The sequence below is a fragment of the Crassaminicella thermophila genome (assembly GCF_008152325.1).
GTDB classification, from domain to species: Bacteria; Bacillota; Clostridia; order Peptostreptococcales; family Thermotaleaceae; genus Crassaminicella_A; species Crassaminicella_A thermophila.
In genome coordinates this window covers 2640751-2653946 of sequence record NZ_CP042243.1, presented here as the reverse complement: position 1 = coordinate 2653946, position 13196 = coordinate 2640751, and the positions used below count along the sequence as shown (strand labels likewise).

The window sequence follows — 13196 nt, the reverse complement described above, 5'->3', positions numbered from 1 at the left end:
TACATATGCATTTAGAACTTAGCATGTTTAAAAGTTGTGGTACAAAGGTGATTATTGCTAGTGGGGGAAGTTTTTCATATGATAATATTATTATTGGCAATAAGGTATATATTGGACCTAATGCAATATTTAGAAGCACACATAGTAATATTATAATTATGGATAATGTGATGTTTGGACCTAATGTTGTGATACTTGGTGGAGATCATAGGACAGATATAATTGGTGAATTTATGATAGATGTAAAGGAAAAAAATGAAAATACAGACAAAGATGTAATAATTGAAAATGATGTTTGGATAGGAGCAAATGTGACAATATTAAAAGGAGTCAGAATTGGAGAAGGATCAATCATCGGAGCAGCTAGTGTAGTAACAAAAGATGTTCCACCATTTTCAGTTTATACTGGTGTTCCAAGTAAGAAAGTTAGACAAAGATGGGAATTTGACCAAATTAAATTGCATAAAGAAATTATTGCAAAAAAGAAACTAAATAATAATATATAAATAAATAAGATTTCTATTCAAACATAAAAATTTATTGACATTTTTCAAAATTAGGAAGAGAGCACTTGTTTTATCTGTCAATTAACTTTCGATTTATAGCACATTTAGTAAACAGAATGAAATTTAATTGACTGAAAGGAAATTGTATATGAAAAGCATAATTAGAATATTAATATTAATTATTGGTAGAGGAATAAATATTATAATCAGAATTTTTCAGGCTATTATTACTAAGTTTAATTCTTATTCTGTTAAGCAGAAAAATATTAAAAATCCATCAATTATAAATCACAAAACTTTAGTAATATATGGAAAGAATATTTTTATAGGAGAGAATTCTTATATAAATGGTGGGATTATTAAAGCCAGTGAAAAAGGAAAAATCGTTATTGGAGATAATTGCCTAATTTCCTATAATGTACATATAAGAACAGATGGCCATAATTATAAAAATAGATTTACTTTGATTAAAGATCAAGGGCATATAGAGAAAGATATTATAATAGGGAATGATGTATGGATAGGAGCAGGAGCCCAAATTATGTCAGGAGTAAATATTGGCGATGGTGCTGTTGTTGCAGCAGGAAGTGTCGTTACTAAAGATGTACCAAACTATGCTGTTGTAGCAGGAGTACCAGCACGTATTATAAAGTATAGAGAATAATAAATTTGAGAGTTCGAAATAGGGATACGGATGGTGATAAGTTGAAAAAAAAAGCATTATTATTGATGATTATTACTTTATTATCTAAAACGTTGGGGTTCGTTAGAGAGATAATATTATCTTATTTTTATGGAGCGTCAAATGTAAGTGATGCTTATTTTATTTCATTGACTATACCGGTAGTAATATTTTCTTTTATTGGTGTTGGGATTACAACGGGTTATATCCCTATGTATAGTAAAATAGAAATAGAAGAAGGTACTCATGAAAGTTATAGGTTTACTAGTAACTTAATTTCTATTTTGATTATTATTAGCACGTTAGTTATACTAGTTGTTCAATTGTTTACAGAATCGATAGTGAGAATATTTGCTTCTGGATTTGAAGGAGATACTCTGTTGTTAGCTACTAACTTTACCAGAATAACTGTTTTTGGTATTTATTTTACTGGAATTATTACGATTTTAAATGGTTTTTTACAGATAAAAGATAAATTTGTTATACCTGCTATCCTAGGATTCATTTATAATATATGTATTATTGCATCAATTTATTTCAGTTATAAAACTGACATGATTATATTATCAATAGGGAGTGTAATCGCTTTATTAGTTCAGTTCATTTTTCTATTATATTTTGTTTTAAAAGAGAAAATGACTTTACGGTTTATTGCAAGCTTTAAAAATAAGCATATAAAGAGTTTAGGGAAGATAGCTTTGCCGTTGATTTTTGGTATATCAATTAGTCAGATAAATGTTTTAGTAGATAAAACTCTTGCTTCACGAATTGCAATTGGAGGAATATCAGCATTAAATTATGCAGATAGATTGAACTCTTTCATATTGAGTACCGTTGTAATGTCAATATCAGTTGCAATTTATCCAATGATGTCAAAAACAGTAGCTGATAAAAAAAATGATGATTTTAAGAAAATTATCTCTGAATCAATTATTACTATTAGTATATTGCTTGTACCGTCGACAGTTGGGGCAATCTTTTTTGCAGTTCCTTTGGTTAGGTTGCTGTTTGCAAGAGGTGCTTTTGATTCTAAAGCAATAACTTTAACGTCATCAGCATTATTGTTTTATTCTTTAGGTATGCTAGGAATAGGTTTGAGGGAAGTATTATCTAGAGCATTTTATTCAATGCAGGAAACAAAAACACCAGTAAAAAATGCAGCGGTTGGAATGATACTAAATATTATACTAAATATTATACTTTCTAGATATATTGGAATAGGCGGATTAGCGCTAGCAACTTCTATTTCAGCAACGTTTACAACAGTAATGCTATTCATTAGTCTTCGTAAAAAAATAGGTCCATTTGGAATGAAGCAAATATCCATTTCATTTCTAAAAATCTTATTAGCTTCCTCTTTAATGGGATTGTTTGCTAAATTAAGCTTTAACTATCTTACAACTAATTTTAGTCAAAATATATCAATCCTTATCGCCATCGGAGTTGGAGTAGTATCATACTTTGTGATTATCTACTTTATGAAGATCGAGGATGTTGACGTGATTGTTGGAGCAATTAAGAAAAAGTTTGGTAGAGGAACTGCTTAATCAGGTACTGAAATATCGCTTCCTGCTACGATGAACCTAGTAAAGCTGAAATAGAGCTTGATTGAAAGGTAAAGATTTGAATTAAAGAAATATGTTGGGATGATTGGAGGTTTGGGAAAAATCATAAGATTAGATTATATATGAAAGAAGTCTCACATACTTATAAAAGTACGTAAAGCCATAATACTAGCAGCAGGTCTTGGTACTAGATTTTTACCTGCTACTAAAGCACAACCCAAAGAAATGCTACCTATAGTAGACAAGCCTACGCTTCAATATATTATTGAAGAAGCTGTAAAATCAGGTGTAGAAGAGATACTAATCATAAATGGTCGAAATAAGAAAAGTATAGAGGACCATTTTGGTGCGACACGTCTCCTATAAGTGCGTAGGCACGAAAGGGAGGGATTTACAACTTGTAAATCGCAACTGATTCATCGAGAGTAGGAACGAAGCCGTCATGTTGAGTTGAAACTACTCCTCTAATACTACTGCATGCATAAATAAGTAGTAGATTATTTATGTATGAAGCCAGGTGAAGTCGGCTGAATCATACCTAAGTTCTTGAAAAATAATATGGTATGAGATAGGCCGGAAGGCTGAAAAGATACCTATGGTGAGAATGACCACAAAGGTCTGACGAGGGGGTGAATGTACGGGTCTAGAGATCTACAGGATACGAAAGGTTCTGCTTGCTATTTGCAAGGTAAACCACCGAAAAGGAAGATTCGAAGTTATGAAATTCGGGATTGATGTTGGAAATAAATTAGGATTTTTAGAAGCTACGGTAGAGTTTGCTTTGCGGTGAGAAGTGAGTTTTTAAAGTATCTTTTAAAGGTGATTGAAAAAGAAACAAAGAATATTGCTTTAGATGAAGTTGCAATAACAAAAAGGTAAGTAAACAGAAAATACTAGATCAACTATGCTATATTGACATTATGTTTATAAAATTCTATAGTATACTTATAGAATATAAAATTTTGGAGTTGACAATATGCGTAAAAAAATTTATAGTACCTTACTTATACTTGCAGATATTATAGCAATAAATTTAGCGTTTATATTAGCCTTTGTATTGAGATTTGATGGCAACTTTATACACGGAGTACAATCTGCTAAGTATTTTGATGTATTCATTCAGAATGTACTAACTTTAACGGGAATTAAACTCATTATATTTTATATTTTTGGTATGTATAATAGCTTATGGAAATATGCAAGTATAGAAGAACTTGTTCAAATTATTACCACATCTTTTGTAGCAACTGCTGCTACACTTAGCTATACATTTATAATCCAACAACATTTACCCCGTAGTATTTATATTTTAACCTTTATATTAGATATTATTCTAATAGGTGGTATTAGATTTAGTTATAGAGCTGCAAGAAGAATACGAAATAATGGGATGGGTAGTAAGAAAGGCTTAAAAAGAGTCATGATTGTCGGGGCTGGTCAAGCGGGAGCAATGGTGATACAGGAACTAAAAAATCACGAAGAACTAAATAGTATACCTATTGCTGTAATAGATGATGACGATGCAAAGCTAGGTAGAAAAATAAATGGGGTACCTGTTTTAGGAGATCGATATCATATTAAAAAAGTTGCAGAAAGAAAAAAAATAGATGAAATTATTATTGCAATACCATCATCTTCAAAGAAAGAGATAAGAGCAATATTAGAAGAATGCAGTAGAACAAAATGCAAACTTAAGATTGTTCCTGGAATGTATGAATTGATTGATGGAAATGTAAGCATTAAGCAAATAAGAGATGTAGCTATAGAAGATTTGTTAGGAAGAGAGCCTGTAAAGGTTGATTTAGAGGAAATGAGTGTATATTTACAAAATAAAACGGTTTTGGTGACTGGTGGAGGAGGCTCTATTGGTTCAGAGTTGTGTAGGCAAATTGCGACTTTCAACCCTAAAAAACTTTTGATTTTAGACATATATGAAAATAATGCTTATGATATTCAAAATGAGCTTATCAGAAATCATCCTGAATTAAACTTAGAAGTGTTGATTGCATCTGTAAGAGATCGAAAAAGAATGGAAGAGATATTTTCAAAATATAAGCCGAATGTAGTATTTCATGCAGCGGCTCATAAACATGTACCATTGATGGAAGCAAATCCACAGGAAGCTATAAAAAATAATGTATTTGGAACACTAAATGTAGCAGAATGTGCAGATACATATAAAGTAGAAAAGTTTGTACTGATATCTACTGATAAAGCAGTAAATCCTACAAATATAATGGGAGCAACGAAGCGGGTTGCAGAAATGATTGTGCAGTGTATGAGTAGAAAAAGTAAAACAGAATTTGTTGCTGTTCGGTTTGGAAATGTACTTGGAAGTAATGGGAGTGTGATTCCATTATTCAAAAGACAAATTGAAAAAGGTGGTCCAGTTACTGTTACGCATGCTGAAGTTACTCGATATTTTATGACTATACCAGAAGCAGTGCAGCTAGTAATACAAGCTGGTGCAATGGCAAAAGGTGGAGAAATATTTGTTTTAGATATGGGTGAACCAGTAAAAATTATAGATCTAGCAGAAAATTTAATTAGATTATCAGGGTTTGAACCTTATGTAGATATAGATATTGAAATTACAGGATTAAGGCCAGGAGAAAAACTATATGAGGAATTGTTAATGGATGAAGAAGGTTTACAGGAAACAAGGCATAATAAGATATTTATTGGACAACCCATATTTATGGATTATAAACTATTAACAGCAGAACTTACTAGGTTAAAAGAAATTCTTATGAGTGATCATGAAGATGTAAAAGATTATATTGAGCATATGGTACCTACATATACGAGAATAAGTTAAAAAGAATAAAATTTTACGGCTTCAATTTAAGATTGAGGCTGTTTTTTTATAAAAAACTTTACTTTGTTGTTCATGCAATGAACTGATGGTATAATAAGTTTAAAATAAAAATGATTAAAGAGGGGTTATAGAGATGAGTTATAAGGATCAGTATAATTATTGGTTAAGTAATCCATACTTTGATGAGGCAACAAAGGCTGAACTAAAGAATATAGAAAATGATGAGAAGGAAATAGAGGAACGTTTTTATAAAGATCTTGAGTTTGGTACAGGAGGACTTCGTGGAGTTATTGGAGCTGGTACAAATCGAATGAATGAATATGTTGTTAGAAAAGCTACACAAGGATTTGCCAATTATTTATTAAAAACAGTAGAGGCTGTAAAAAATAAAGGGGTTGTGATTGCATATGATTGTCGTCACAAATCAGATGTGTTTGCAGAAACGGCAGCTTTAGTACTTGCTGCAAATGGTATAAAAGCATATTTGTTTGAATCTTTAAGAACAACGCCAGAATTATCTTTTTCTGTAAGGGAGCTTGGTTGTGCAGGAGGGATTGTTATTACTGCTAGTCATAATCCTCCAGAATATAATGGTTATAAGGTTTATGGAGAAGATGGAGGACAGATTGTACCAGATACAGCAGAGAAGATTATAAGAGAGATACAAGATATTAAAGATTATGCAGATGTTAAGTACATAAATAAAGAAGATGCTTTAGATAAAGGTTTGTTAGAAATCATTGGAGAGGAAGTAGATAAAAAGTACATAGATAAGGTAAAAAGCTTAGTTTTAAGAAAAGAAGTTATAGAGCGTATGAAGGATATGAAAATAATATATACACCTCTTCATGGGACAGGAAATATGCCTGTAAGGAGGGTACTTAATGAAATTGGCTTTGAAAATGTTATTGTAGTAAATGAGCAAGAAATTCCTGATCCGAATTTCTCCACAGTAAAATCTCCTAATCCTGAAGAGCATGAAGCTTTTACGTTGGCAATGGAGTTAGCTAAAAAGCATGGGGCAGATGTGATAATTGGAACAGATCCTGATTGTGATAGAGTTGGGGTTGTTGTTAAAAATAATGAAGGAAAATATCAGGTACTAACAGGAAATCAAACAGGTGCATTGCTTATTGATTATCTATTATCTAGCATGAAGGAAAGAAATAGTATTCCTGAAAATGGTGTGATTATTAAGACTATTGTTACAAGCAAAATGGGAGAAAAAATAGCAAAATCTTTTGGAGTAGAAACCTTGGATACATTAACAGGTTTTAAATTCATTGGAGAAAAGATGAAGGAGTTTGAAGAAAATAAGGAGAAAACATTCTTATTTGGCTATGAAGAAAGCTATGGGTATTTAGCGGGTACCTTTGTAAGGGATAAGGATGCTGTTATTGCATCAATGCTTATTTGTGAAATGGCGGCATATTATAAGTCTGAGGGTATGACTTTGTATGATGCCTTAATGAAACTTTACGAAAAATATGGATATTACCAAGAAGATTTGGTATCTATTACGTTAAAAGGAAAAGAAGGACTTGAAAAGATTCAAAGGATATTAGCTTATCTAAGGGATAATACACCAAAGTCTATTGCAGGAAAAGAGATTAAAGTTTTTAGAGATTATGATATTAGCAAAGGGATAAATCTATCAACAGGAGAGGAAGAGATTTTGACTCTTCCAAAGTCTAATGTATTACACTTTACATTTACAGATGATAGTTGGTTCTGTGTAAGACCATCAGGAACAGAGCCAAAGGTTAAAATTTATTTTTCTGTTATGGGAGAGAGCTTAGAAGATGCTAAAGAGCAATTAATTAATGTAAAAAATGGTGTAATGGAAATCATCAACACTTTTTCATTATAATTTGATATAATATAAATAACGAGTATGAGAAAGGTTGAGATAGATGGAAAAAATATTAGAGCAGATTTTAGGGGAGTTAAAAGAATTAAAAGAGAATCAGGTAAAAATGCAAGTAGATATAGCAGAAATGAAATCAGATATAACAGAAATGAAATCAGATATAACAGAAATACAAGCAGATATAATAGAAATGAAATCAGATATAACAGAAATGCAAGCAGATATAATAGAAATGAAATCAGATATAAAAAAATTAGATGATCGAATTACAAAAGAAAATGAATTGACTCGTTCTGAATTAAAAGAAGAAATACAGCAAGTTTATAAAGAACTTAGAGAAATCCATACGGATGTAAATACTGTAGAAATGGTTACTTCTAAGAATTGGAATGATATTGCAAGATTAAAATCCATAAAATAAAAAATCTAGTATGATTGCTACAGGATGATAGTACTATAATGTACTATTTTATCCTGTATTTTTTATATGCATTTATATATTAAATATTTGTGGTAAAATAGATGAAGAATAAACATAAAAGAAGAAATATCCATAAAAGGAGATAAATATGAGCAAAAGTAAATTTAGGGTCATTAAAGGAAATAAATTTGAATGGGTGAATAGTAAATATCACTTTTTAGAAGCCTATGTAACAAATACTAGGCTCATGGGGGTTATAGGCTTATATATTTTATGGAAAACAGAAGATGGAGATACTTTTCATCAGTTTTTCCATTTAGATGCAGAAGAATATGGGTTTGATGATTATATGAGTATATATGGAGAAAATATGCAGGAGGTTGAAAGGATTATTGCCAGAATGATGGGCGGTTTAGGAGGAGATTTTGTTTCTATAAATGAAAAAGAGGCAAAATATCTTGTGCAAAGCTTTGTTTACAAGAATAAAAAATGGAATAAAGTATTGCCTGAGCCTAAGTATGAATATGATTTTATTCTAAAAGAGGAGATTTATTTATCAGAAGAAGAGAAGCTAAGATTGTGGGAAAAAATTTGTGAGGATATAAAATCATATATGCATTTGATTAATTATTTTGTTATGAGAGCGGTAGGAAATGATGAGGAAGCTTTGGCTTATTTATCTAAAGGTCATATAGATTATAAACCTGTAGTGAAACCTTCTGTATTACTAAAAAATGTTATTGAAGAAGATAAAGATTCTTATATTACAGAATCTCTTGTAGATGTAGGAAATCACTATAAAATGTTTGTATCGGAAATAAAGGTGGCAAACACGGAAAAAGGACTAAAGGTAGAAAAGGCAGAAATAAAATCTATTATGAAGATTACCAGTACAGAAGCAGCTTTTGGGTTAACTCGAAAAGAACATTTGCTTGTTTATTATGTAAAAGATACGGGACAAGTGATTAAGCTATTAGAACAAGAAAAGCCTCATGCAATGAAGCATAGTCATAATTTTGGATTTTTGTATACAGAGTTTAACCCTACAAATGACCATGTAAACAGTCAGGTATATTATTTAAACAATGATATTTATGGAGTATACTATATTACAACATCAGATCAATTAGTGGTGGCAGCTTATTCTCAAGACAAAATAGACGAGATAGAACGTTATTTTAGAGAAAGTATATTTAAAGAACTGCTAGAATTAGAAGAATGTATGGATTTGGATAATTCTCTTTTGTATGAGTTTGTAAACAGTGAATATGATAATATATTTGAATTTTTAGGTGAAGAATAGGTTGACAGCTTATCGAATGATATGGTAACATGATAAAAATGAATATGAGCCTTTAATTTGGTCCAGAGAGGCCGGAAAGGACGGGATATGGTGATGTAGTTTAGACATCTACATTTGTCATGGGATTTTTGTACCCTTCTGCCTCTAGCAGAAGGGTTTTTTAAATTTAAAGGAGGAAAAAATATGTTTATAGATGAATTAGTAAAAGCAATAAAAGAAAAAAGAAGTAATGTGGTTGTTGGATTAGATCCAAGAATTGAATCTATTCCAGAAGTAGTGAAAGGCAGATATTTTAATCAGTACGGAAAAACTCTAAAGGCTGTAGCAGAAGCTATATTAGAATTTAACAAAGAAATTATAGACAATGTTTGTGATGTTGTAGCAGCAGTAAAACCGCAGATTGCTTTTTATGAGCAATATGGACTTGAGGGGTTAGATGCATATATAAAAACTTGCAAATATGCTAAAGAAAAAGGATTATTGATTATTGGAGATATAAAGAGAGGCGATATTGGAACTACTTCAAAGGCTTATGCAAATGCCCATTTAGGAAATGTAGATATAGAAGGAGTAGAGCATGAAACTTTTGCTGTAGATTCAATTACTGTAAATCCTTACTTAGGAGGAGATACTTTAGAAGAGTTTATAGAAGATATAAATGAATTTGGTAAGGGTATGTTTGTACTTGTAAAAACATCTAATCCAGGTTCAGGACAGCTTCAAGATTTAGTTGTAGAAGGAAAAAGGATATATGAGGTTGTTGCAGAAATGGTCGATAACTTGAGTCAGAAGACCTTAGGAACATGTGGATATTCTTCTGTTGGTGCAGTGGTTGCAGCAACTTATCCAGAACAGGCAAAAACATTAAGAAAATCAATGCCTAAATCATATTTCCTTGTACCAGGATATGGAGCTCAGGGAGCTAGTGCAGATGATATTGTAGATTGTTTTAATGAAGATGGATTAGGAGCAGTTATAAATTCATCTAGAGGAATTATATTTGCTTATAAAAAGAGTGAAAAAGGATATACTCAAGAAAAGTACGGAGAAGCTGCAAGAAAAGAAGCACTAGATATGAGAGATGCTATTAATAAGGCATTAGAATCAAACGGAAAATGCTACTGGTAAGGAGGAATAAATTTGAAAGATCGAATGTTTTGTAAGGTGTTAAGCAATGTAGAGATTGCAAAGGATATTCATAAATTAGAGATAGAAAGAATTGATGGATTTGGAGAGATTAAGCCTGGTCAATTTTTACACATAAAATGTGGAGGAGAGGGGTTGCTATTAAGAAGACCTATTAGTATTAGTTATATAGAAAAAGATCGAATTGGATTGATTATTAGAAGGGCAGGAAAAGGGACGAAACTTTTATGTGATAAAAAGGTTGGTGAAACTTTAGATGTGTTAGGGCCTCTTGGAAATGGATTTAGTATAGATGATGAAGTAGAGAAGGTTATTGTTATTGGAGGAGGTATTGGTACGGCACCACTTCTTGAACTTGTAAAAAGCTTAAAAGGAAAAGATATAGCGGTGTTATTAGGATATAGAGATGAGCCTTATTTGGTAGATGACTTTGAGCAATGGGTAAAAGGGGTGAAAGTTGCTACAGAGGATGGCAGCTTTGGTTATAAAGGATATGTTACGGATTTATTAGAGGAAGAGATTAAAAATAATAGAGTGGATATTATCTATGCTTGCGGCCCAGAGATTATGCTAAAGAAAGTACAAGATATATGCAATAGATATAAGAAAAAGTCGCAATTATCAATTGAAGAAAGAATGGCTTGCGGGGTTGGAGCGTGTCTTGTATGTACTTGCAAGGTAAAAGCAGAAGAAAAAGGCGTAAAGTATGTAAGGACTTGCAAGGATGGACCTGTATTTTGGGGGGATGAGGTGATGTTTCATGAATAAGATAGATATGAGTGTAGATCTAAATGGATTAAAATTGAAAAACCCTATAACAGTTGCTTCAGGGACTTTTGGATTCGGAAGGGAATATGCTGAATATGTAGATTTGAATAAAATAGGGGGTATAATGGTTAAGGGGTTGACACTAGAGGAAAGGCAAGGAAATCCAATGCCTAGGGTTGTAGAGACCCCAATGGGTATGCTAAATAGTGTAGGGCTTCAAAATCCTGGCGTAGAATATTTTATAAAGAATGAACTTCCATATCTTAAACAATATGATACAAAGGTAATTGCAAATATTAATGGAAATACCATTGAAGATTATTGTAAAATGGCAGAAATTTTATCAAATACTTCTGTAGATGCATTAGAGATGAATATTTCATGTCCAAATGTAAAAGAGGGTGGAGTAGCCTTTGGAACAGATCCTGATATGGTATATAAAGTGACAAAACAGGTAAGAGAAAATTGTAATAAATTTTTGATTGTTAAATTAAGTCCAAATGTATCAGATATAAAAGAGATAGGAATGGCAGCAGAAAAAGGAGGGGCAGACTGCATATCATTAATCAACACATTAATAGGGATGGGAATTGATATTGAGAAGCAAAAGCCAATTTTAGCAAGAGGAATTGGTGGATTATCAGGTCCAGCAGTAAAACCAGTAGCTGTTCGCATGGTATATGAAGTATCGAAGGTAGTAGATATACCTGTTATTGGAATGGGTGGTATTATGGATTATGCTGATGCTGTTGAATTTTTCTTAGCAGGTGCAGGGGCTATTTCTATAGGAACGGCAAATTTTATAAATCCAAGAGTGAGTATGGAAATTTTAAAAGGACTAGAGGACTATCTACAAAGAAAAGGATATAGCTCTATAAAAGAACTTATTGGACAGTTGAAATTTTAGATAAAGAACGAAGCCTTTATAATATATTGGTTAATGTAAGGGCTTCGTTTTCTTTTACAATTCTGAACAATTTTTTTAAGGTTTCTATTTCTCCAAGGGATAAGGATATGTCTTTAGATTTTACATATTGGTCTGCTTTTGCCATAGACAAATCAATATTGTCAATTTCATGGTGATCAAGCAATGTGGTCCATAGATTTCTTGTTTTGTTCCACTTCTTTTGAATCTTGTTAAATTCATGAAAGGCTCTATTCCAATCCTGCTTTTGAATGTTAAGTGAAATAGTGTCTAAAGTATTTATAAATTCAAAAGTATTTTTTTCAATGCTTTTATAAAGATAAAACCATCCTCCGATGATTATAAATATTGCTAATATGGCTGCAATAAGTGTTCTCATGAAATATCACACCTTAACTTTTTTTTGAATATATATTTCTTTATTTGTGTCTACATAGCAATATAGGATATCTTTAGGGTTCTTTACACCTTTGCTTTTTAATTGAGATAAAAGCCAATCTTTTGTACAGTTTATTTTTTCTAGATTTTCTTTATTGATGTGACCATCAATAATAACGAATACAGGTATGCCATCATAGGAACCTTTTTTGTTTATATCCTCTATAGTAACAGGTTTTTTGTTAGACTTTGGAATTACACTTAAATCACCATTGGTTTCAAGGATTGCAAATTCAACATCTGCCATATTATGATAGTCTTTTAGTCTTAATTGTTCCACTAAATCATTTATATTAATTCTTAAACGCCTGAGTTCTTTTTCGTTAACGATACCTTTATTAATCAGTATGCTAGGTTTTCCGGAAAGGATGCTTCTAGCTTTTTCGCTCTTAAGACTGATGTAGGAAATGATTACTTGTATAATTAATAAAGCAGCAATAGAAATAAAGCCGTTTATTAAAGGTATGGCTGTATCTTCCATAGGTAGTGAGGCAAGCTCAGCAATCATAAAAATAATGACCAACTCAAAGGGCTGCATTTCGCTTAAAGTACCTTTTCCCATCATCCTGAGAGAAAGCAAAACGAATAAGTATAACAATAGGGTTCTTATGAAAATAATAACCATTTGTATGCTTCCTTTCATAATGTATAATCCATATATTTAAAATTATGACCAAAAGGTATTTGTTTTATGCTTAAAAGATTAAAATAAAGAACATATTTTAACAAAAAATACCATCAAAAAATATATTGA

The 13196-nt window shown here is 31.5% G+C and carries 10 protein-coding genes and 3 pseudogenes; 11 read left to right on the top strand and 2 right to left on the bottom strand.

Annotated features, from left to right (window positions below; all coding sequences use genetic code 11):
• Window positions 1–272: 272 nt before the first annotated feature.
• The 11 genes and pseudogenes from FQB35_RS16695 to FQB35_RS13400 form a co-directional block, all read left to right on the top strand.
• Window positions 273–393: pseudogene (locus tag FQB35_RS16695) on the top strand (DapH/DapD/GlmU-related protein); the annotation flags it as partial.
• Window positions 394–999: 606 nt separating this feature from the next.
• Window positions 1000–1164, top strand: a pseudogene (locus FQB35_RS16690) (DapH/DapD/GlmU-related protein); the annotation flags it as partial.
• Between the two features lie 47 nt (window positions 1165–1211).
• Window positions 1212–2735, top strand: coding sequence for a murein biosynthesis integral membrane protein MurJ (gene murJ, locus FQB35_RS13440; RefSeq protein ID WP_148810364.1), 1524 nt, complete (start codon window positions 1212–1214; stop codon window positions 2733–2735).
• Window positions 2736–2897: 162 nt separating this feature from the next.
• A pseudogene (locus FQB35_RS13435) lies at window positions 2898–3098 on the top strand (sugar phosphate nucleotidyltransferase); the annotation flags it as partial.
• Window positions 3099–3729: 631 nt separating this feature from the next.
• Complete coding sequence (locus FQB35_RS13430; RefSeq protein WP_148810363.1) at window positions 3730–5571, top strand: polysaccharide biosynthesis protein; 1842 nt, start codon at window positions 3730–3732, stop codon at window positions 5569–5571.
• A 133-nt stretch (window positions 5572–5704) separates the two neighbouring features.
• Window positions 5705–7441 (top strand): phospho-sugar mutase, encoded by a 1737-nt coding sequence (locus tag FQB35_RS13425; protein WP_148810362.1) that lies wholly within the window; start codon window positions 5705–5707, stop codon window positions 7439–7441.
• A 43-nt stretch (window positions 7442–7484) separates the two neighbouring features.
• The gene (locus tag FQB35_RS13420; protein ID WP_148810361.1) at window positions 7485–7862 is read left to right on the top strand and encodes a hypothetical protein; all 378 of its coding nucleotides are present in this window, start codon (window positions 7485–7487) and stop codon (window positions 7860–7862) included.
• 148 nt (window positions 7863–8010) lie between these two features.
• Window positions 8011–9165, top strand: a complete 1155-nt coding sequence (locus FQB35_RS13415; protein ID WP_148810360.1) for a hypothetical protein — start codon at window positions 8011–8013, stop codon at window positions 9163–9165.
• Window positions 9166–9348: 183 nt separating this feature from the next.
• A complete protein-coding gene (gene pyrF, locus FQB35_RS13410) occupies window positions 9349–10293 on the top strand; it encodes an orotidine-5'-phosphate decarboxylase (RefSeq protein WP_148810359.1) in 945 nt (314 codons plus the stop codon).
• A 12-nt stretch (window positions 10294–10305) separates the two neighbouring features.
• Window positions 10306–11079 (top strand): dihydroorotate dehydrogenase electron transfer subunit, encoded by a 774-nt coding sequence (locus FQB35_RS13405; protein ID WP_148810358.1) that lies wholly within the window; start codon window positions 10306–10308, stop codon window positions 11077–11079.
• Complete coding sequence (locus tag FQB35_RS13400; RefSeq protein ID WP_148810357.1) at window positions 11072–11986, top strand: dihydroorotate dehydrogenase; 915 nt, start codon at window positions 11072–11074, stop codon at window positions 11984–11986. The genes FQB35_RS13405 and FQB35_RS13400 overlap by 8 nt, the downstream gene beginning before the upstream one ends.
• Window positions 11987–12002: 16 nt before the next feature.
• On the opposite strand, the gene FQB35_RS13395 is transcribed toward FQB35_RS13400, so the two are convergent.
• Together FQB35_RS13395 and FQB35_RS13390 are read right to left on the bottom strand one after the other, a co-directional pair.
• Window positions 12003–12383, bottom strand: coding sequence for a DUF4363 family protein (locus tag FQB35_RS13395; RefSeq protein ID WP_148810356.1), 381 nt, complete (start codon window positions 12381–12383; stop codon window positions 12003–12005).
• A 6-nt stretch (window positions 12384–12389) separates the two neighbouring features.
• Window positions 12390–13067 (bottom strand): YetF domain-containing protein, encoded by a 678-nt coding sequence (locus FQB35_RS13390; protein WP_148810860.1) that lies wholly within the window; start codon window positions 13065–13067, stop codon window positions 12390–12392.
• Window positions 13068–13196 lie beyond the last annotated feature (129 nt).

Coding starts and splice junctions, on each gene's coding strand:
- FQB35_RS13415 (WP_148810360.1), top strand. CDS start 8,011: ATGAGCAAAAGTAAATTTAGGGTCATTAAAGGAAATAAATTTGAATGG.
- FQB35_RS13425 (WP_148810362.1), top strand. CDS start 5,705: ATGAGTTATAAGGATCAGTATAATTATTGGTTAAGTAATCCATACTTT.
- FQB35_RS13400 (WP_148810357.1), top strand. CDS start 11,072: ATGAATAAGATAGATATGAGTGTAGATCTAAATGGATTAAAATTGAAA.
- FQB35_RS13430 (WP_148810363.1), top strand. CDS start 3,730: ATGCGTAAAAAAATTTATAGTACCTTACTTATACTTGCAGATATTATA.
- FQB35_RS13420 (WP_148810361.1), top strand. CDS start 7,485: ATGGAAAAAATATTAGAGCAGATTTTAGGGGAGTTAAAAGAATTAAAA.
- FQB35_RS13395 (WP_148810356.1), bottom strand. CDS start 12,383: ATGAGAACACTTATTGCAGCCATATTAGCAATATTTATAATCATCGGA.
- FQB35_RS13390 (WP_148810860.1), bottom strand. CDS start 13,067: ATGGTTATTATTTTCATAAGAACCCTATTGTTATACTTATTCGTTTTG.
- pyrF (WP_148810359.1), top strand. CDS start 9,349: ATGTTTATAGATGAATTAGTAAAAGCAATAAAAGAAAAAAGAAGTAAT.